This is a genomic window from Fictibacillus fluitans, from assembly GCF_030418125.1.
Taxonomy (GTDB): domain Bacteria; phylum Bacillota; class Bacilli; order Bacillales; family Fictibacillaceae; genus Fictibacillus_C; species Fictibacillus_C fluitans.
In genome coordinates this window covers 99282-119750 of sequence record NZ_JAUHTR010000004.1, presented here as the reverse complement: position 1 = coordinate 119750, position 20469 = coordinate 99282, and the positions used below count along the sequence as shown (strand labels likewise).

The following is a 20469-nucleotide window of genomic DNA, read 5'->3' as shown; positions in this document are numbered from 1 at the left end:
AAAGGAATGTACCTTCTTTGCTTCTGTGTATTACTTACGCCTTGTTTGAAGAACCGAACTCGCGCATTTTACCTTGAACTGTTTCCTGGATCGCATCACGGGCTGCAGTAAGGTATTTACGAGGATCGTATTTGTCTGGGTTAGCAGCAACAAATTCTTTTACTGCATTGAAAGACGCAATTTGGTTTTCAGTGTTTACATTGATTTTTGCTGTTCCCAAAGAAATCGCTTTTTGGATATCGTGGGTTGGAATGCCTGTCCCGCCGTGAAGCACAAGAGGCACACCAGTTAGTTCGTTAACTTCTTTCATGCGGTCAAAACCAAGGTTTGGTTCCCCTTTGTAAGGTCCATGTACGCTTCCAAGCGCTGGAGCAAAGCAGTCCACGCCAGTTTCACGAACAAGCTGGTCACATTCAGAAGGAATGGCATAAGCAGCTTCAGCATCATCCACCACAAGGTCATCTTCCTGTCCGCCAATGCGGCCAAGTTCTGCTTCAACAGAAACGCCATGGAAGTGAGCGAGCTCTACCACTTTTTTAGTTAATTCAATGTTCTCTTCCAATGGGAAGTGAGAACCGTCAATCATAACAGAAGTAAATCCAGCGTGGATCGCTTCTGCACATTTCTGGTAGCTGGAACCATGGTCAAGATGGATAGCAACCGGAACGGTAATTTTATATTCTTCCATGAGTGCTTTAACCATGCTGACAACAAGCTTAAAACCACCCATGTAACGAGCAGCACCTTCTGACACCCCAAGAATTACCGGAGAGTTTTCCTCTTGGGCAGCTTTCAGGATCGCCTGGGTAAATTCAAGGTTGTTGATGTTGAATTGACCGACAGCATATCCCTCGGCTTTTCCTTTTTCGAGCATTTCTTTCATAGAAACTAAAGGCATCTTTCATGTCCTCCCTTTGCTATTGGCACAAAAAAACGAAAAAAGAACCATCTTCGCTCTTTTTCCGAAAATGCCATATGTTTAACATATATAGTATATTTTCAAATCTATTATAGCATACCAATAGCGCTTGAAAACCGCAATAAATCAGGCTTTTCCTGTGCAAGCGCTACCATCGCCCACAGGGCAATGCTTAAAAGAATTTTTCATTACCCGGCATTAATTGGTAATTCTTTCCTTACAGCTGCCCGGATCTCATCAATATCAAAAGGCTTTGCAAAGTGAGTAATTGCCCCGAGCTTGATTGCTTCATGGATCATGTCCAGCTCCCCGTAAGCTGTCATGATGATGACTTGTATGGAAGCATCCAGCTTTTTAACTCTGCGAAGAATTTCTAACCCGTCCATCCCAGGGATTTTCATATCCAAAATCACGAGGTCAGGACTTTCTTTTTGAACAATAGACAAAGCTTGCACGCCGTTTGCTGCCTGAAATGTCTGATATCCTTCCTTTTGAAAAATTTCATTGAGAAGAATTCGAATTCCGTACTGGTCATCAACAATTAGTATTTTACCCAACCTGCTCACCTCTGCCATATTTTTCGTTCAACATGTTCTTATTCTAAACCTAATTCGCCAAGGTTTGCCAATTTCCTGCTGCTTTAAGTGAAATAAAAAAATGAATAAGATATACTACATTCATACAAAAACCGGCGAAAAGGAGACTTTATGCAAAAAATATTTTCGACCCAGCTGAATGGCATCTTCACAAAAATACAGGAAGAAAATGAGTTTGCCATTGAAGACACAGCGCGTTTACTTGCCCAGGCCGTCATATCGGGGGGCACTGTTTATTTTGTGGCAAGCGGTGAGATGAAAGCAATAGCTGCAGAAGGCTTAGAAGGACCTGAGGCTTTTCCTGCCGCCAGTGAGCTTTCTGATTCTGATATTCCGGCGTTAACGAGTACAGATATTGTAATTGCGGCAACTGGCTTTCGTAATGAGAATAACGAACTGCTTGATCTAATCCGGAAAGTCAAAGATCAAACCGATACTCCCGTCATCCTTCTTTCCAGCCGCAAAGAAGAGGAGGCGTCACAAGAAGAGACATGGGATGCCTGTATTCGCTTAAATCTGCGGGGCGGTCTCGTCCCATTTGAAAATGGAGAACGTTACGGCATTCCCTCTGCCATGGCCGGTCTTTTCACTTACCATGTGATCTGTTTAACGGCCAAAGAAATATTGGAAGAATATGAGTGAAAAAAATTTAATTCTTGAAGGATATTGTCGCATATTGGCGAAATTTTGAATAGAGGCGGGACTAAGGTCCTAATCTTCACCAGCCCCCTTTGTTCACCTCACCATCTTAGAAAACAGAACCTCATACAAAAACCCCTTTAACCGTGCCTGCAGCAGGATGCACCCCATCAGGTTCGCACAACAACAGCAACACCTGGCCCTTTATTCACTGTGGTTCCCCCTCTCAAAAAAAACCGCAGCCTCCAAAGGGCCAGTGAGCTGATCTAAAAATCACTTCTCCACAAAAACAGCTAAAAACCCCCGGCTCTGAGTAGCCGGGGGTTTTGTTTGCTGTCTTATTTCTTAAGTTGAAGCGCCGCTCCGATAAACTCACGGAATAAAGGCTGCGGGCGGGTTGGACGTGAAATAAATTCAGGATGAAATTGGGATGCTACAAACCAAGGGTGATCCTTGAGCTCCACAATTTCCACCAAACGTCCGTCAGGGCTTGTTCCGGAGAAGACAAAGCCTTGCTTTTCCATTTGTTCGCGATATTCATTGTTAAACTCATAACGATGGCGGTGACGTTCATAAACCACTTCGTCCTGATAAGCATCATAAGCTTTTGTTCCTTCACTCAGCTTACATGGATAAAGTCCGAGACGGAGTGTTCCTCCAAGGTCCTCGATATCTTTTTGTTCAGGAAGCAGGTCAATGATTGGGAAATCAGTAGTTGGCAGCAATTCTGTAGAATGCGCATTGTCCATTCCCAGCACATTGCGGGCAAACTCTACGGAAGCAAGCTGCATCCCAAGACAAATTCCAAGATAAGGAACCTTGTTTTCACGGGCATATTGAATGGCAAGAATTTTTCCTTCTACACCACGGTCACCGAATCCGCCAGGAACAAGGATTCCGTCCATATCTTTTAAGATGTCGTTGACGTTCTCTTTTGTCACGTCTTCGGAATTAATCCATTCGATATCAATATCGGCGTCATGATGGTATCCTGCATGCCTTAATGACTCAACCACCGAAATATAGGCATCCTGAAGGGCTACATATTTACCAACCAGCGCAATCTTTGCTTTTCCGGAAAGATTCAGCACGCGGTCAACCAGTGCACTCCATTCGCCCATATCCGCTTCCTTGCAATCCAGCTTCAAATGGTCGCATACAATCTGGTCCATTTTCTGCTCTTGAAGATCCATTGGTACACGGTACAAGGTGTCTGCATCACGAGCTTCAATGACCGCTTTTGGATTGATGTCGCAGAACAGCCCGATTTTCTCTTTCATATCATCGGACACCGGCATTTCCGTACGGACCACAATGATGTTCGGCTGAATGCCCAGACTGCGAAGCTCTTTTACACTATGTTGTGTTGGCTTGGTTTTCAGCTCGCCCGCCGCTTTAATATAAGGAATGAGCGTACAGTGGATGTACATGACATTCTCAGAACCTACATCGCTTTTGATCTGGCGGATTGCTTCCAAGAACGGCAAGCTTTCGATGTCACCGACGGTTCCGCCGATTTCAGTAATAACTACATCCGCGTTAGTTTCCCGTCCAGCACGGAAAACGCGCTCTTTAATCTCATTGGTGACGTGAGGGATAACTTGAACCGTACCGCCCAAATACTCTCCTCTTCGTTCCTTGCGCAATACGGTAGAGTAAATTTTACCGGTCGTAACGGAACTGAATTTATTCAAATTAATATCAATAAAACGTTCATAATGTCCAAGGTCAAGATCCGTTTCCGCGCCATCATCCGTTACAAACACTTCTCCATGCTGATACGGACTCATTGTTCCCGGATCGACGTTAATATACGGATCAAACTTTTGGGTTGTAACCTTGACCCCTCTATTTTTTAGCAAGCGGCCCAACGACGCCGCTGTAATACCCTTTCCAAGAGACGAAACCACTCCGCCCGTTACAAATATATACTTTGCCATTCATTATTCCCCCTCTGGATAATCAACACTAGTAAGTATTCCCCTCCGCCTCTGTTTCAAGCAGAATAAAAGAATAAGAAAAAGAAGCCATAAAATAAAAAAAAACAAAAGTGACTCCTCCCCATGAATGGGGGCACTTTTGTTTTTATCTGCAATAATCGAATTATATATACGTTTAGCCCAAAAATGATTCTATCGGCTTTCGCGAAACTTGTCAAGAACTAATAAAGAAAACCGGCGTGCGTCTTGCACTGCCGGTCCGGATGTTTAGCGATCTTCTTCGTCTTCCTCTTCTACTTCGTATAATTCCTCTTCAGCAGCTTTGTCTTCCTCGTCCTCTATATCATCATCCAGCTCTTCATCGCTGTCTGCGATGTCGAAGTCTTCATCTAAATCTTCATCTTCATCGTCGTCGTCATCTTCATCATCGTCGGTGCTTGCTTTAGCAAACTCGTCATCCGCATCGAGTGCATCAAAGTCTTCTTCTTCGAAATCTTCATCGTAATCTTCGAAGTCCTCATCTTCAGCAACTACTTTTTTGCGTTTGGTCGGCTTGTTCGTGTTCCCAAGCTCCTCCTCACTGCTCTCAATCGGATACCATGCTTTAAGACCCCACTTGTTATCTCCAAGTGAAACAAATCGCCCATCGATGTTCATATCCGTATAAAAATGAGCAAGGCGACGCTGCACTGCAGCCTCAGAAATACCCTTTAAATCTTTAATGCGCTTTACGAGGTCATAAAAAGAAATGGTGTCTTTTTCCTCTTTTAAAATTTCAAAAGCAATTTCAACCATGGCCATCTCCATGATTTCTTCTTTTGAATGCGTTTTGATTAAACTCAAGTTGGCACGTCCTTTCAAATCAATAAATCTATTTATGTTATGCATGCATACGTTTAGTTCTAGAAGAATTATACTCTTCATTATAAACAAATCTTCCAAGGATATGCTAGATGAATGATATCTTTTTTTCCAAAACTGTGCAACTGGTTAAGAAATGGGGTTTTGTTAAGCTTTATATGACTGTGGCAGCGGTTGATTTCCGTTCCAGGGGCTTTTCTTTTAAAAGAATTAAAAAAATAGAAAAAGAGGATGCTATTCTCCTCTTTTTCCGGAATTCGTTTACATATTTCTGCGGTATTTGCCGCCTACTTCATAGAGTGCACTGGTAATTTGGCCAAGGGAGGCTGCTTTGACGGTTTTCATGAGTTCTTCAAAGATGTTTCCGCCGTTCAATGCGGTTGCCTGCAGGCTGCGGAGTGCTTCTTCGGAACGGTCTGCATTTTTCTGTTTAAACTCATTTAAATGAGCGATTTGCTGCTCTTTTTCTTCTTTTGTTGCCCTGGCCAGCTGCATGTTAAACTCTTCATCCTTCGGCGGGTTAGGGTTCAGGTACGTGTTCACCCCGATAATCGGAAGCTCCCCATTATGCTTTTTCATTTCATAGTACATAGATTCTTCCTGAATTTTTCCGCGCTGATACTGAGTTTCCATAGAGCCCAGGACGCCGCCCCTTGTATTCAGCCGTTCAAATTCCTGCAGGACGGCTTCTTCCACGAGGTCTGTCAGTTCTTCGATGATAAAGGAGCCCTGAAGGGAGTTCTCGTTGCGGGCAAGGCCAAGTTCCTTAGTAATGATGAGCTGGATGGCCATGGCTCTTCGCACGGACTCTTCTGTTGGCGTTGTAATGGCTTCATCATAGGAATTGGTGTGCAGCGAGTTACAATTGTCGTAAAGCGCCATCAATGCCTGCAGCGTCGTGCGGATATCATTAAAATCAATTTCCTGGGCATGAAGCGATCTTCCCGAGGTTTGAACGTGATACTTCAGCTTTTGGCTTCGTTCGTTTGCTCCATATTTATTCTTCATCACAGTGGCCCAGATTCTTCGGGCGACGCGGCCAATTACCGCATATTCCGGATCCAGTCCGTTTGAGAAGAAGAAAGAAAGATTTGGCGCAAAATCATCGATCTTCATGCCGCGGCTGAGGTAGTATTCCACATAGGTAAAACCGTTGGCAAGTGTAAAGGCCAGCTGGGTAATCGGGTTCGCTCCGGCTTCGGCAATATGATAACCCGAAATGGAAACGGAATAATAGTTGCGCACGTTATGATCAATAAAGTACTGCTGGATATCCCCCATCATCCGCAGGGCAAATTCCGTTGAAAAAATACACGTATTCTGTCCCTGGTCTTCTTTCAGGATATCCGCCTGCACGGTTCCGCGGACGCTTGCCAGCGTTTTCGCTTTAACATCCTGCAATTCCTTTTCATCAGGCTTGCGCCCATGCTCTTCTTCAAATTTCTGCAGCTGCTGTTCAATAGCCGTATTCATGAACATGGCCAAAATAATCGGTGCCGGCCCGTTGATCGTCATGGAAACGGACGTGCTTGGTGCCGTTAAATCAAAACCGGCATACAGCTTTTTCATATCGTCGAGTGTACAGATGCTGACTCCGCTTTCGCCTACTTTTCCATAAATATCAGGACGGTGATCCGGGTCTTCCCCGTACAGGGTCACTGAATCAAACGCAGTGCTCAACCGCTTCGCGTCATCGTCCTTGGACAGATAATGGAATCGGCGGTTTGTCCGCTCAGGCGTGCCTTCCCCGGCAAACTGCCGCTTCGGATCCTCCCCTTTTCGTTTGAACGGGAATACACCTGCTGTATAAGGGAAAGCACCGGGAACATTTTCCTTCATGGTCCATTCCAGAATTTCTCCCCAGTCTTTATACTTTGGAAGGGAGACCTTTGGAATATTCAGGCCCGAAAGACTTTTTGTCGTCAGCTCTGTGACAATTTCTTTGTCCCTGATCTTCGCCACAAATTCTGTACCGCTGTACTGTTCCTTCAGCTTCGGCCAGTTCTCCAGCGTCTTTTTGGAAAAAGGAAGAAGGTTTTCTTCCACTTGCTTTCTTGCTTCCTCCAAAACCGGAATCACTTCGCCATCGCTGTTGATTTCCTGGATGGTTTCAATGGAGCCCTTGAGCTGATAGCTCTTGCGGGCATACTTCACCTGTTCATTCATCGTTTTATAATAATCCCTGATTGTATACACCAGGTCATTTAAATACTGGCTTCGTTCGCCGGGAATGATGACATTCCGTTTGGCTACGGTTTCCTCTGCGAGCGGCTTCAGCTGCCAGCCCAATGAACATTTCTCATTCAGCGTTTCGATCAGCGCACGGAAAAGTGTGTTCGTTCCCTGATCATTGAACTGGCTGGCGATCGTGCCATAAACCGGCATGTCATCTGTGTCTTTTTCAAACCACTGACGGGAGCGCTGGTATTGTTTCCTCACATCGCGAAGTGCATCCTCAGAGCCCTTGCGTTCATATTTATTAATGGCAATAAGGTCAGCATAATCAATCATATCGATTTTTTCCAGCTGGGAAGGCGCACCAAATTCGCTGGTCATTACATACATGGAGACGTCCGAAATATCGACAATCCCTGCATCCCCCTGGCCGATGCCGCTTGTTTCAACGATAACCAGATCATAGCCTGCAGCCTTGACAATCGAAAGCGCATCCCTGATGGCTGCCGAAAGTTCAGAGCGTGAACCGCGGGTAGCCAGACTCCGCATATAAACCCTTGGATTGTAAATGGAGTTCATGCGGATACGGTCACCAAGCAATGCACCACCTGTTTTTTGCTTGGTCGGATCGATGGAAATAATGGCAACCGTCTTGTCTTCAAATTCATTCACAAAACGGCGGACCAGTTCATCGGTCAAGGAGCTTTTACCGGCTCCCCCTGTTCCGGTGATCCCCAGGACAGGCACGTTTTGCTGTGACGTTTTCACCTGTTCAAGAACTTCCTCCGCCGTGGCTGCCGTTTCTTTTGGAGCTATTTCGCTGTTTTCAGCCAGCGTTATCAGACGGGCAACGGCTCTGCTCTCTTTTTCAGACAGCTTCTCCAGTTCATTCGTAATCTCGGTGACTGTCTGAAAGTCGCACTCCTGCATCATGAAATCAATCATGCCCTGCAAGCCATTAATCCTGCCGTCTTCCGGAGAGAAGAGGCGGGTTACGCCATAGCTGTGCAGCTCTTTTATTTCCGGCGGAATAATAACGCCTCCGCCTCCGCCAAATACCTTAATGTGGCTGGCTCCCCGCTCCTTCAAAAGGTCGATCATGTATTTGAAGTACTCTACATGGCCTCCTTGATAGGAGGAAATCGCAATGCCCTGAGCATCTTCCTGAATGGCTGCGCTTACGACTTCGTCCACCGACCGGTTATGCCCCAGATGAATCACTTCGGCACCGCTCGACTGCAAAATGCGCCTCATGATGTTAATGGACGCATCATGGCCGTCAAACAAGCTGGAAGCGGTTACAAATCGGATATGGTGTTTCGGTTGATATACTTCCGGACTACTCATTAATCCCTGCTCCTCTCTGACCCTGTTTTACTGTTATTCTCTCAAATGAGACTTTTATTTTTGACCCCGTACAAAAGCAATTGTGTCTGCATGTTGGTGTACTCTTCCAAACTGTATTCTTTTCTGAGGCTCCAGCGCCGGAACGTCCACATCTGTCCATGAACCAATATGTTGTGGGCCAGCAGCCTTACTTCCTCTTCGTTCAGATCGAGTTCTCCCTGCTCCACCGTCTGCCTGATAAGCTCCTCAAAAATCGCCGTCATCTCCAGCTCCCTTTTCAGCACATAAGGCAGCGCTTCCCGTGACAGTGACTTGGCTTCCTGGTACATGACAAGCACTTCATCCTGCATTTCATCCACCACGTTAAAATAAACGGCAATTGCCTTCTTCACATGATCAACGCTGCCTTCCGTTGTGCCGATCTGTTCATTGAGCTTTTCCCGGACTCCCTCATAAATGCTGTCACAAACCAGGTACAAGATATCTTCCTTTGACCGGATATATTCATAAAGCGTGCCGATGCTGAAGCCTGAAGCTTTCGCGATTTCCCTTGTGGTCGTCCGGTGAAAGCCATTTTCTTTAAACAGATTGACCGCTGCCTTGACCATTTCTCCCCGCCTTTTTTCGATGAGCTTTTCATCCTTAACAAGCGAAGGTACTTCCTTTCTCGCCAAAACTGTCACTCCTTTCCGTCCTGGTTTTTATTCCATCGTTCAAGAATTTCCTCTGCGGCAGTATAAGGATCGAGACTTCCATCCTGTACATCGGCCACCCACTGGAATCCACCCTTCTCTTCTTTTAAAAGAAGAGTCCGCATCAATTCATAATGAACGACTTCAATCACTTCCTGTTTCAGGCTGCGCGCCCGCCGCTCGTGTCCCTCACCGCTCTCCTCTAAATAGGCACGATGCGATATCAGCTCACCCCATACTTCTTCAAGGCCCTTGTTCTGTACTGAAATCGTCTGGACCACCGGAGGCCGGTAGGGTGCATCATGCTTAACCAGATCCAGCATTGAATCAATTTCGGATAAAAGCTTGGGAACGCCGGGAAGATCCGCTTTGTTCACGATGAACAAGTCGGCGATTTCCATAATCCCTGCTTTAAAGACCTGGACAACGTCACCGCTTCCCGGGTTCAAAACAACCGCAATGCTGTCAGCAATCTTCATGATATCGAGCTCTGACTGGCCGACACCGACTGTCTCAATCAATATGACGTCAAACCCGAAGGCATCCATCAGCCGAACGGTTTCCTTTGTCGTCCGCGCGAGACCGCCGAGGCTGCCCCGCGTTCCCATGCTGCGAATGAAAACATCTGGATCTGTAAAATGTTCACTCATGCGGACACGGTCTCCCAAAATCGCCCCTCCGCTGAACGGGCTGGTCGGATCAACCGCAACCACCCCAACGGTCAGGTTAAGACTCCGAAGATAGGTGATCAGCCGGTTAACAAGAGAGCTCTTGCCAGCACCTGGCGATCCGGTCAGGCCCACATAATGAGCCTTCTTTTGCATCGCATGAATGTCCTTTAACAAATCCAGTTTTTCAGGGTGATCGTTTTCGACGTAGGAAATGGCTCTCGCAAGTGCCCGTTCATCTTTGTTTTGTATGCGTTCGGCCAAAGGATGCATGGTTTCCTCCTTAATCTTTCAGCAGCATTTTGGAAATGACCAGCCGCTGGATTTCCTGTGTTCCTTCATAAATTTGGGTGATTTTCGCATCACGCATATACCGTTCAACAGGATATTCTTTTGTATACCCGTATCCACCGAATACTTGAACAGCGTCTGTTGTCACTTCCATCGCGATATCCCCTGCAAACAATTTGGACATGGCTGACTCTTTTCCATAAGGTAATCCCTGGCTCTCGCGCCAAGCTGCCTGATAGGTCAGAAGCCTTGCCGCTTCCACCTTGGTCGCCATATCAGCCAATTTGAAGCCGATGCCCTGGTTCTGGCCGATCGACTTGCCGAACTGCTTTCTTTCTTTGGCATATGTGACTGCAGCATCGAGCGCGCCCTGGGCGATTCCGACGGCCTGTGCAGCTATGCCGTTGCGGCCGCCATCCAGTGTCATCATGGCGATTTTAAAGCCTTCGCCTTCTTTCCCCAGAAGATTCTCTGCAGGCACTCTGCAGTCCTCCATAATCAGTTCCAGTGTTGGCGAAGAGCGGATGCCGAGCTTCTTTTCCTTTTTGCCAAACGAAAAGCCAGGAGTTCCCTTTTCAATGATAAACGCGGAGATGCCGCGGTGCCCTGCAGACTGATCCGTCATGGCAAACACCACATAAATTTCTGCCTCGCCGGCATTCGTAATGAAAATTTTGGAACCATTGATAATATAGTCATCACCGTCTTTTTGGGCGGTGGTTTTCATGCTCGAAGCATCGGATCCCGATCCTGGCTCAGTCAGTCCGTAGGCACCCATTTTCGTGCCTTCTGCCATGGGACGGAGAAACTTCTGCTTTTGCTCTTCTGATCCGAATTTAAAGATTGGCCAGCCGGCAAGTGATGTATGAGCGGACAGGGTTACGCCTGTTGATGCACATACGCGCGACAGCTCCTCTACAGCAATCACATAGCCAAGGTAGTCGCCCCCGATTCCGCCGTATTCTTCCGGCCAGGGAATACCCGCCAGGCCGAGCTCCGCCATCTGGTCAAAAAGGTGACGGTCAAAGCGCTCCTCTTCATCCCGTTCTGCCGCTGTCGGCTCTACTTCATTTTTCGCAAAGTCCCGCACCATCTTACGGATCATTTCATGCTCTTCAGAAAGTTGAAATTGCATAGTTCTCTTGCCTCCCGGTTTAATCTTCTAATAGTTGTTTGCTGAGTACGATTCGTTGAATTTCACTTGTTCCTTCGTAAATTTCACAGACTTTTGCATCCCGGAACAGCCGTTCCACCGGATATTCCTTGGTATAGCCATAGCCTCCATGAACCTGGATGGCATCAATGGCTACTTTCATGGCCGTTTGTGAAGCAACAAGCTTGGCCATGGACGCTTCTTTTTTGCACGGAATGCCAAGATTGCGCAAATTAGCCGCACGATAGGTCAGCAGTTTCGCCGCTTCCACCTTTGTTGCCATATCTGCAAGCATAAAGGCGAGGCCTTGCTGGGCACCGATCGGCTTTCCAAACTGCTTGCGCTGTTTCGCATATTCCAGGGAATAGTGAAGCCCCGCATCCGCAATTCCAAGCGACTGGGCGGCAATGCCGATTCTTCCCGCCTCCAGATTGCTCAGGGCGATTTTAAATCCTTCGCCTTCTTCTCCCAGACGGTTTTCCACCGGTACTTCTGCCTGTTCAAAGACAATTTCACACGTATTGGACCCGTTCATCCCCATTTTCTTTTCTTTTTTTCCAACGGAGAAGCCCGGGGTATTTTTTTCAACCACAAAGGCTGAGATTCCTCTCGATCCCGCTTCCGGTGAAGTCGAGGCAAACACGATGTACGTATCTGCAGCCCCAGCATTCGTAATGAACATCTTGGAGCCGTTCAGGATGTACTTATCGCCTTTTTTAACGGCTTTTGTTTTGAGAGCTGCCGCATCTGACCCTGCACCCGGCTCGGTCAGGGCAAACGCCCCCAGATATTCACCGCTCGCAAGCTTTGGAATGAACCGATGTTTTTGTTCTTCATTTCCGAAGTAGAGAATCGGGTTCGTTCCGACACTCGTGTGCACAGAGAGGATCACCCCCACCGAGGCACTCACCTTTGACAACTCATGAATGGCGATGATGTAGGAGGTGTAATCCATACCTGCACCGCCGTATTCCTCGGGAATGGGAATCCCCATTAGGCCGAGACCTGCCATTTTTTTTATAATCGCTGTTGGAAACTGATCTTTTTCATCCATCTCATCGACGATTGGTGCAATCTCTTTATGTGCAAAATCCCGCACCATTTTTTGCATCATGAGCTGTTCTTCTGTAAACGTGAGATTCACGTTTCATTCCCCCTGTCACGCTTTTCTGCCCTCAGCTATACGTGTAAAACCCCTTGCCGGTTTTCTTACCGAGCCAGCCTGCTTTTACATATTTACGCAAAAGCGGGCATGGCCGGTATTTATCGTCTCCAAACCCTTCTTGAAGAGTTTCCATGATATAAAGACAGGTATCGAGGCCGATGAAATCAGCCAATGTGAGCGGCCCCATCGGATGGTTCATTCCGAGTTTCATAATTTCATCAATAGCTTCCGGCTCTGCCACACCTTCATAGAGGGCAAAAATGGCCTCATTGATCATCGGCATTAAAATCCGGTTGGAGATAAAGCCGGGAAAGTCCTGAACTTCCACGGGGACCTTGCCGATATTTTTGGTGATGGATTCTATCGTTTCGTATACTTCGTCGCTTGTCTGCAGTCCGCGGATAATTTCTACGAGTTTCATTACCGGGACCGGATTCATGAAGTGCATGCCAATGACTTTTTCCGGCCGCTTCGTTACCGCCGCAATTTCTGTAATCGGCAGGGAAGAGGTATTGCTCGCAAGAATCGCATGCTCGGGCGCCATCTCATCAAGCATTTTAAACACCTGCGTTTTTACATCCATGTTTTCCACGACAGCCTCGATGATCAAATCTGCTTCTGCAGCGTTTTGAATGCTGGTGGATGGATGAAGGCGGCCTAAAACACCGTCACGGTCTTCAGCCGTCATCCGGCCTTTGTCCACCTGGCGCGACAATTGCGCGGCAACCGAAGACACTCCCTTTTGGACGTATTCCTCCTTCAGGTCGTGCAGATACACTTTATAATTGGCCATGGCGCAAACCTGCGCAATGCCTGAGCCCATTTGCCCTGCTCCGATGACCATGATGGTTTGAACGTTCATAAATAAATCCCCCTTTTTATTTACTTCACTTCAAGCAGGATGGCGTCGCCTTGCCCGCCTCCGGAACAGATCGATGCGATTCCGAGGCCGCCGCCCCGGCGTTTTAACTCATGAATCAATGAAACAATGATTCTCGCGCCGCTGGCTCCGATCGGGTGTCCGAGTGCCACCGCACCGCCGTTTACATTGACCTTCTCCAGGTCCAGGCCGGCAAGCTCCGCGCTTGTCAGCGCAACAGCCGCAAATGCTTCATTAATCTCAAACAAATCAATTTCATCCAGTGTTTTTCCTGTCTTCTTGAGCAATTCATTAATGACCAGACCCGGTGTTTTCGGAAAATCCTTCGCTTCCACCGCAAGCGCTGTATGGCCAAGAATGGTGGCCATGATTTCTTTTTCCTCTTTTTGGGCCCGTTCCTCTGACATAAGAACAAGCGCCGCCGCTCCGTCATTTACGCCTGGTGCATTTCCGGCCGAGATGGTTCCATCCGCAGAAAAGACAGGAGCAAGCTTGGATAACCGTTCAAGAGAAGTGTCTTTTCTTGGTGCTTCATCCGCTGAAACAACGACCGGATCGCCCTTTCGCTGAGGAACCTCAACCGAGATGATTTCTTCAGCAAACGTTCCGTTATCCGTTGCGGCAACGGCCCGCTGATGACTGCGCAGCGCCCACTCATCCTGTTTTTCACGCGAGATCTCCAGTTCCTTTGCCACATCGTTGCCATAGGTGCCCATGTGGACGCCTGTAAAGGAGCAGGTAAGACCGTCATGTGTCATCAAGTCTTTCACCTGGCCATCTCCCATTCGGTAGCCCCAGCGCGCCTTCGGAAGAATATACGGAGCATTGCTCATGGATTCCATTCCGCCCGCTACGATGAGGTCTTCATCTCCCGCACGGATAATCTGGTCACCCATGGTGACGCTCCGCATGCCTGATGCACACACTTTGTTGATGGTCTCTGTCTTTACTTCCCAGGGCAATCCTGCTTTTTGGGCAGCCTGGCGTGAAGGGATCTGTCCCTGTCCGCCCTGAAGCACACAGCCAAGGATCAGCTCACCAACCTGATCGGCTCCTACTCCAGCTCGCTTCAACGCTTCCTTAACAGCCACGGCTCCGAGATCAGATGCCGAAAGGGTGCTTAATCCTCCTCCAAATTTTCCGATGGGTGTACGGACACCGCTGACAATTACCGTTTTTGCCATTTTGATTTCCTCCTTATTAGTAAACGCTTTCAACTTGTACTGAGCGAACGCTCGGTCGATCCTTAACCATGGAGTAACCTGCAGCCCAAAGGACAGCAGGTTTCTCTCTTTTTATAACTCTTTTAAAGCAAGTTGATTTGGGTGCATTCTTTATGAAGAAGCTTCGTTGTTCAGTTAATTGGAGTGGAGGGTGCGAGACTCCTCGAAAATGAAGATCACATTTTCTTCGTGCGATGTTTTGCCCGAAGTGTTCCTTGTCCTGCAGGACTAGCGGGACAGGTGAGACTAAGGAGGCGTTTACGCCGGTAACAGGCTCACCGCCCGCCCTGCGAAAGTAGGCGTTTACGCCGGTAAAAGCGAGCAGCCTGAAACGGAAATTAACCACTTCCATCCAACCCTGGACTACTAGATTACTGAACGACTGCTTTCTCAGGCTGGAAAAGGGAACGCTCGAGAATCTCAACGACATCCAGCGTTTGCACCTTGTCTTCCACTTCTTTGGCTTTCGTGCCATCACTAAGCATGGTGAGGCAGAACGGGCAGCCGCTTCCGATCATGGTCGGATTCACTTCAAGCGCCTGTTCGGTACGGGCAACGTTTACCCGCTGGCCGGCTTTTTCTTCCATCCACATCATGCCTCCGCCGGCGCCGCAGCACATGCCGTTTTGGCGATTGCGGTTCATTTCAACAAGCTTTACGCCCGGGATGGCTTTTAAAATCTCGCGTGGCGGCTCATAAACCTCGTTGTAGCGGCCGAGGTAGCAGGAATCATGGTACGTAATGACCTCATCCACTTCAAACTTCGGTGTAATGCGCCCTTCTTTGATCCACTCTGCCAGAAGCTCGGTATGATGATAAACCTCTCCATCAAACCCAAACTCCGGATACTCGTTTTTGAATGTATTGAACGCGTGCGGATCAATCGTAATGATTTTCTTTACATTGTGTTTTTCAAACAAGGCAATGTTGCTCGTGCAAATTTCCTGGAACAAGAACTCATTTCCGATACGCCTTGGCGTATCTCCTGAATTTTTTTCCTTGTTGCCAAGAATGGCAAATTTCACACCGGCCTCATTCATGATTTTGGCGAAAGCAAGGGCAATCTTCTGGCTGCGGTTATCGTAAGCTCCCATAGAGCTCACCCAGAACAGGTATTCAAACTCTTCTCCGGCCTTCTCCATTTCTTTTACTGTCGGAATGGAAACGTCTTCGCGAAGCTCCCGCCAGTTTTCTCTTTCTTTCTTCGAGATTCCCCACGGATTCCCTTGTTTTTCGATATTCTGGATGGCACGCTTGGCATCGGCATCCACTTTACCTTCTGTGAGTACAAGATAGCGTCTCATATCAATAATTTTATCGACATGCTCATTCATAACCGGACATTGATCTTCACAGTTTCTGCAGGTCGTACATGCCCAGATCTCTTCCTCGGTCATGACCTCCCCGATCAGTTCAATATTGTAATCAAATTTGAAGGCTGAGCTGCCTTCAGTGGCTGCAGCCATTTCTTTTGCCGCGTCACCCTTGCCTGCTGCTTCAAAGGCAATTTGATTGCCCCTCGTGTTTGAGAAGGCAAATGCAGGCATCCAAGGCGTGCGCGAGGTGACAGCCGCTCCTTTTTCTGTAAGGTGATCTCTTATTTTTATAATCATATCCATTGGCGAAAGCATTTTGCCTGTTCCGGTTGCCGGACAAACATTGGTACAGCGTCCGCATTCCACACAGGCATACAGGTCGACCAGTTGTTTCTGGTTAAAGTCTTCCACCCGGTTAACACCGAACACTTCCTGCGTTTCATCCTCAAAATTGATGGATGCCAGCTTTCCAACCTTATCCTTTCGTCCAAGCCAAACATTGAGCGGGCCCGCGATTAAGTGAGCATGCTTTGATTGCGGCACATAGACAAGGAAGGTCAGCAGGAACAGCAAGTGGGCCCACCAGGCGATAAAGAATACCGTTACAACGGCAGTCTGCGGCAGCCATCCAAATAGATAAGCCAGGCCTGAGGCAATAGGTGCCGTCCAGTGAAGCTCGAGATTATGCCAAAGAATTTCCATGGCATTTCCGAGAAGAACCGAAAGCATAAGTCCGCCGATGAAAAGCAGTACAAGCCCTGCCTTAAATCCGCGTTTCAGCCGGACCAGCTTTTCGACATACCGGCGGTAAAAGGCCCATACAACAGCGACCAGGATGACAAACGTGACGATTTCCTGGAAGAATGTAAAAGCAGGGTAAACCGGTCCCAACGGCAGGTGCGACCCTGGGGCAAGCCCTTTCCAAATGAAATCAATGGCACCGAATTGGACGAGTAGGAATCCATAGAAGAACATGACATGGATTGCACCGCTCTTTTTATCTTTTAAAAGCTTTTTCTGACCGAACACATTGACCAGCACCGCTTTTATGCGTTCCTGGACCGTATGGTCGAATTCGACTTTTTTCCCCATTTTGATGAATTCATACCGCGTTTTGACCACATAGGAAAATAAATAAATGGCGTAAGCGGTTACAAGAATAAAGGCAATCCAGTTTAAAATCATCAGCCCATTCATCATTATGCTCCCTTCACCTTTGTCTGTAGCTTTCCCCTTTTCCATGGAACATCTTGATTTATTATTCAAAAAGGGTTGAATTTTCTGAACCCATTATAACATAAAAAATAAATGAATGAGCATTCAGTCAATATTATTTTAAAAATTTTTTCTCCGATTTATGGAAAGACTAATTACCATTAAACCTGAGGAAAGGAGGAAGGTGTCCATGATGGTTGTCATTGGTCTTTTCATTTTGCTGCTGCTGTCCTTTTTTATCTGGCTCGATTTTCATCTGGGAAGAAAAAACGTGCAGCGGCATGAGATCAAAACGCCGTCCTCCTGCAGCGGGAATGCCCTACTGCTGACGACGGGCACACAGTTTTTCGATACGTTGTTTGAAGATATTGAAAAGGCCCGCCATCACTTGCATATTCAATTTTATATTTATCATGAGGACTGCATCGGAAAGGAGATGTCTTCCCTCTTAAAGAAAAAAGCCAAAGAAGGCGTCCAGGTCCGTCTTTTGGTGGATTATATGGGCAGCTTTTTCCTGAAAAAAAAGGCGATTAAGGAGCTTAAAAAGGCGGGCGTTCAATTCGCCTACAGCTTTTCGCCTGAATTTCCGTATTTTTTTTATAAACTGAACCGCAGAAATCACCGGAAGGTTACCATTATTGACGGGCACACAGGATTTATGGGCGGATTTAATGTGGGGGATGAATATTTGGGCAGGGACCCAAAGCTCGGCTATTGGCGGGATTACCATATGCAGCTGAGCGGGCCGGTCATACATACCTTTCAACAGCAGTTTTTGATGGACTGGGAGGCTGCATGCGGAGAAAAAATCAGCGGCAGCGAGAACGAGTATTTTCCAGAGCAGCAGGAAGGGCCAATCAAAATTACCACCCTGTTCTCCGCCCGGGATATTTATTCTTTTTGTCTGCAGCAAATTAATCAGGCCAAGACCAGCATCACCATCGGCTCTCCTTATTTTATTCCTGACCGAACACTTCAGAACGCGCTTCTTCATGCCATAAAGCGCGGAGTGGAAGTGACCCTGCTTGTGCCCATGAAATCAGATCACCTGCTGGTCAAGGAAGCCTCGTATTTTTATTTTAAAGACCTGCTGAAGGCGGGCTGCAGGGTTGAGGAGTATTACGAAGGGTTTTTCCATGCGAAGGTCTTTCTGGTAGATGACAAAATCTGCGATATTGGAACGGCCAACTTTGATCAAAGAAGTTTTTTTACCAATTCGGAGGTCAATTGCATTTTTGAAGATGAACACCTGATCCAGGAGGCACAAAAGGCGATCAAAGAAGATCTCGACCGTTCCGAAACCCTCACCCTGACTGTCTGGGAACGAATGTCGTATTGGAAAAAAACAAAAATCCTGGTTGCTAAAGTTTTTTCACCCTTTTTATAAGGTTTGTTTAATGTATTCTGATTAGGTGAATGAATTAGTAATACTTGTGTTTAAGGAGCTGCTCTAATGATTGCATCTTTCGGCTACGTATCTACCGCTCTTACCCTTTTTGATTCATCGCCTTCCAAAACGATGACCTTCGCCACCTGGTCCAAGCTCGAAAAAGAGGAACGGGAACAGCGGCTGATCCAACTGACTAAAACCAATTTAAAAAATACACTGCGGATTGTTCATTATAATATCGCTTCCGAATTTCCTTTGTACCGCATGTCGTCTTCCATCGTTCCGCTTGCCACCCATCCCGAAGTCAATTGGGATTATTTGAAGTATACACGTGAGGAGTTCAAGGCCATCGGTGACCTTGTCAAAGCCAATGGCCTTCGGGTAAGCATGCATCCGAACCAGTTTACGCTGTTTACCAGTGAAAGGGAGCAGGTGACACACAATGCCGTCAAGGACATGGAATATCACTATGCCATGTTTGAAGCCATGGGACTGGAAAAAGAGGCCCGGATCAATATTCATGTTGGCGGTACTTATGGAGACAAGGACTCCTCGATTGCCCGATTCTATGAAAATATTAAAAAACTTCCATCTCCTGTAAAAAAAGCGATGACGCTGGAGAATGATGATAAAACCTATACCACGTCAGAAACGCTGGAGATTTGCGAAAAGGAAGGCATCCCCATGATGTTTGATTACCATCATCATCTGTCCAACCCGGATTCTGTCCCTTTGGAGGAGCTCCTTCCGCGTTTTATTGACACATGGAAGGGAACAGGACGCCCGCCCAAAGTTCATCTTTCTTCTCCAAAAACAGAAAAGGCCTACCGAAGCCATCATGACTTCGTAAGCCCGGATTATGTACTGCCCTTTCTTAAAATGGTGAAGCCTTTTACTGATCAGCTGGATGTCATGATTGAAGCCAAACAAAAGGATCTCGCCCTCATTCAGCTGCTTCAGGATTTGAGCAAGGTGAGGGGCATCAAGAGGCTGACAGGCGGCACACTTCTCATTTAATTTCTGTCAGCCATCGTGCCAGCTCTCCGTTGAAGTACTGATACTGCTTTACCGGAATCTGATGGAAAGCACCGGGAACAATCACGGTTTTCACATGAGAGACCAGCTTTTGATAAACCTTTCGAAACGGTAAAAAATAAAAGGAACGTGATCCGTAAAATAACAAAAGCGGTACCTCTAATTGAGGCAATCGCTTTGTACAGCTGTAATTCAGGCTTTCTTCATAAAGGCGGTGCCAAAGGCTGGGGCTGCCTTTTTTACTTTCAGCCTTTATTTCCCTGCCGTCCTGAGAAGTGACCTGGTGGGTCCATGCCAGACCGTTCACCAATACATTTGGGTGGTGTTTGGCCAGGTATATTCCGAGCCGGAATTCTCTTTGCAGCAGCCATGAAGCCACTTGGGGGAACCCGCCTGGCAGCACAAGCCCCTTGACCCGTTCCGGATACCGCAAGGCAAATTCCTGAGCAATGGAGCCTCCTGCGGAATATCCGCAAATCACCGCTTTTTGCACGCCGAGTTTATCCAGCAATGCGAGCATATCATCCGCCATCATCGGGATGGACACCTTATCGCTGGGACATGGCGTATTCCCGTGGCCCCGCAAATCATACGTAATGACCCGGGAACATGAGCTTAAATATTTATGCTGATACGAAAAAATTCGCGATGTCAATGCCGGAGGATGAATAAAAACAACCGGCTGGCCCGATCCTGATTCTTCGTAAAAGGTGCGTACTTGTTGTTCCAAGCTCAGTCCTCCTCAGGTTTACCTTATGAAATGGGACAGCGCCCACTGATACAGCTGGTAGCCAATATAAATTCCAATAATACCGGCGATGCCGGACAATGCAGGCGGTGCAGGAATCGGCAGTTTAAATAAAGCAAAAATGATGCCAACAGCCGCACCCGTAATGAGTGATAACATGACCAGTTTCACGTTCCATTCCTCCTCTGTTCTAGCGTGTGCTGTCAGCGGAGGGTT

The 20469-nt window shown here is 47.2% G+C and carries 17 protein-coding genes; 3 read left to right on the top strand and 14 right to left on the bottom strand.

Features of this window, described 5'->3' with window-relative positions:
* Window positions 1-34: 34 nt before the first annotated feature.
* A complete protein-coding gene (fba, locus tag QYB97_RS09775; protein ID WP_301165814.1) occupies window positions 35-898 on the bottom strand; it encodes a class II fructose-1,6-bisphosphate aldolase in 864 nt (287 codons plus the stop codon).
* Window positions 899-1107: 209 nt separating this feature from the next.
* Window positions 1108-1476 carry a response regulator gene (locus QYB97_RS09770; RefSeq protein ID WP_425589789.1) on the bottom strand — a complete coding sequence of 123 codons (369 nt, stop codon included), beginning with the start codon at window positions 1474-1476 and terminating at the stop codon, window positions 1108-1110.
* Between the two features lie 150 nt (window positions 1477-1626).
* Between QYB97_RS09770 and QYB97_RS09765 the strand changes: the two genes are divergently transcribed.
* Window positions 1627-2157 carry a DUF2529 family protein gene (locus tag QYB97_RS09765; protein WP_301165812.1) on the top strand — a complete coding sequence of 177 codons (531 nt, stop codon included), beginning with the start codon at window positions 1627-1629 and terminating at the stop codon, window positions 2155-2157.
* Window positions 2158-2492: 335 nt separating this feature from the next.
* On the opposite strand, the gene pyrG is transcribed toward QYB97_RS09765, so the two are convergent.
* From pyrG to QYB97_RS09715, 10 genes are all read right to left on the bottom strand, one after another.
* Entirely contained in the window at window positions 2493-4094 is a 1602-nt protein-coding gene (gene pyrG / locus QYB97_RS09760) for a CTP synthase (RefSeq protein ID WP_301165811.1), read from the bottom strand.
* A gap of 267 nt (window positions 4095-4361) precedes the next feature.
* The gene (gene rpoE / locus QYB97_RS09755; RefSeq protein ID WP_301165810.1) at window positions 4362-4937 is read right to left on the bottom strand and encodes a DNA-directed RNA polymerase subunit delta; all 576 of its coding nucleotides are present in this window, start codon (window positions 4935-4937) and stop codon (window positions 4362-4364) included.
* Window positions 4938-5216: 279 nt separating this feature from the next.
* Window positions 5217-8477 (bottom strand): fused isobutyryl-CoA mutase/GTPase IcmF, encoded by a 3261-nt coding sequence (icmF, locus tag QYB97_RS09750; protein WP_301165809.1) that lies wholly within the window; start codon window positions 8475-8477, stop codon window positions 5217-5219.
* Between the two features lie 41 nt (window positions 8478-8518).
* Window positions 8519-9151, bottom strand: a complete 633-nt coding sequence (locus QYB97_RS09745; RefSeq protein ID WP_301165808.1) for a TetR/AcrR family transcriptional regulator — start codon at window positions 9149-9151, stop codon at window positions 8519-8521.
* Between the two features lie 5 nt (window positions 9152-9156).
* On the bottom strand, window positions 9157-10110 hold the full coding sequence (gene meaB / locus QYB97_RS09740; RefSeq protein ID WP_301165807.1) for a methylmalonyl Co-A mutase-associated GTPase MeaB: 954 nt from the start codon (window positions 10108-10110) through the stop codon (window positions 9157-9159).
* A gap of 10 nt (window positions 10111-10120) precedes the next feature.
* Window positions 10121-11263 (bottom strand): acyl-CoA dehydrogenase, encoded by a 1143-nt coding sequence (locus QYB97_RS09735; protein WP_301165806.1) that lies wholly within the window; start codon window positions 11261-11263, stop codon window positions 10121-10123.
* Window positions 11264-11282: 19 nt separating this feature from the next.
* The gene (locus QYB97_RS09730) at window positions 11283-12425 is read right to left on the bottom strand and encodes an acyl-CoA dehydrogenase (protein WP_301165805.1); all 1143 of its coding nucleotides are present in this window, start codon (window positions 12423-12425) and stop codon (window positions 11283-11285) included.
* A gap of 31 nt (window positions 12426-12456) precedes the next feature.
* Window positions 12457-13308 carry a 3-hydroxybutyryl-CoA dehydrogenase gene (locus QYB97_RS09725; RefSeq protein WP_301165804.1) on the bottom strand — a complete coding sequence of 284 codons (852 nt, stop codon included), beginning with the start codon at window positions 13306-13308 and terminating at the stop codon, window positions 12457-12459.
* A 20-nt stretch (window positions 13309-13328) separates the two neighbouring features.
* Complete coding sequence (locus QYB97_RS09720; protein WP_301165803.1) at window positions 13329-14510, bottom strand: acetyl-CoA C-acetyltransferase; 1182 nt, start codon at window positions 14508-14510, stop codon at window positions 13329-13331.
* A gap of 410 nt (window positions 14511-14920) precedes the next feature.
* Complete coding sequence (locus QYB97_RS09715; RefSeq protein ID WP_301165975.1) at window positions 14921-17062, bottom strand: (Fe-S)-binding protein; 2142 nt, start codon at window positions 17060-17062, stop codon at window positions 14921-14923.
* 208 nt (window positions 17063-17270) lie between these two features.
* Here QYB97_RS09715 and cls point away from each other — a divergent pair, with 208 nt between their 5' ends.
* Both cls and uvsE read left to right on the top strand, forming a co-directional pair.
* Window positions 17271-18467, top strand: a complete 1197-nt coding sequence (gene cls / locus QYB97_RS09710; protein WP_301165802.1) for a cardiolipin synthase — start codon at window positions 17271-17273, stop codon at window positions 18465-18467.
* A 66-nt stretch (window positions 18468-18533) separates the two neighbouring features.
* Window positions 18534-19487: a UV DNA damage repair endonuclease UvsE gene (gene uvsE / locus QYB97_RS09705; protein WP_301165801.1), complete on the top strand. Its 954-nt coding sequence runs from the start codon at window positions 18534-18536 to the stop codon at window positions 19485-19487.
* Here the strand turns inward: uvsE and QYB97_RS09700 are convergent.
* Window positions 19480-20235 carry an alpha/beta fold hydrolase gene (locus tag QYB97_RS09700; protein WP_301165800.1) on the bottom strand — a complete coding sequence of 252 codons (756 nt, stop codon included), beginning with the start codon at window positions 20233-20235 and terminating at the stop codon, window positions 19480-19482. The genes uvsE and QYB97_RS09700 overlap by 8 nt on opposite strands.
* Before the next feature lie 18 nt (window positions 20236-20253).
* Window positions 20254-20424 carry a XapX domain-containing protein gene (locus tag QYB97_RS09695; protein ID WP_301165799.1) on the bottom strand — a complete coding sequence of 57 codons (171 nt, stop codon included), beginning with the start codon at window positions 20422-20424 and terminating at the stop codon, window positions 20254-20256.
* Between the last annotated feature and the right edge of the window lie 45 nt (window positions 20425-20469).

Excerpts from the sequence above, each read along its gene's own strand:
- fba (WP_301165814.1), bottom strand. The coding sequence starts at position 898 with ATGCCTTTAGTTTCTATGAAAGAAATGCTCGAAAAAGGAAAAGCCGAG.
- QYB97_RS09765 (WP_301165812.1), top strand. The coding sequence starts at position 1,627 with ATGCAAAAAATATTTTCGACCCAGCTGAATGGCATCTTCACAAAAATA.
- pyrG (WP_301165811.1), bottom strand. The coding sequence starts at position 4,094 with ATGGCAAAGTATATATTTGTAACGGGCGGAGTGGTTTCGTCTCTTGGA.
- icmF (WP_301165809.1), bottom strand. The coding sequence starts at position 8,477 with ATGAGTAGTCCGGAAGTATATCAACCGAAACACCATATCCGATTTGTA.
- meaB (WP_301165807.1), bottom strand. The coding sequence starts at position 10,110 with ATGCATCCTTTGGCCGAACGCATACAAAACAAAGATGAACGGGCACTT.
- QYB97_RS09735 (WP_301165806.1), bottom strand. The coding sequence starts at position 11,263 with ATGCAATTTCAACTTTCTGAAGAGCATGAAATGATCCGTAAGATGGTG.
- QYB97_RS09725 (WP_301165804.1), bottom strand. The coding sequence starts at position 13,308 with ATGAACGTTCAAACCATCATGGTCATCGGAGCAGGGCAAATGGGCTCA.
- QYB97_RS09720 (WP_301165803.1), bottom strand. The coding sequence starts at position 14,510 with ATGGCAAAAACGGTAATTGTCAGCGGTGTCCGTACACCCATCGGAAAA.
- QYB97_RS09715 (WP_301165975.1), bottom strand. The coding sequence starts at position 17,062 with ATGAATGGGCTGATGATTTTAAACTGGATTGCCTTTATTCTTGTAACC.
- cls (WP_301165802.1), top strand. The coding sequence starts at position 17,271 with ATGATGGTTGTCATTGGTCTTTTCATTTTGCTGCTGCTGTCCTTTTTT.
- uvsE (WP_301165801.1), top strand. The coding sequence starts at position 18,534 with ATGATTGCATCTTTCGGCTACGTATCTACCGCTCTTACCCTTTTTGAT.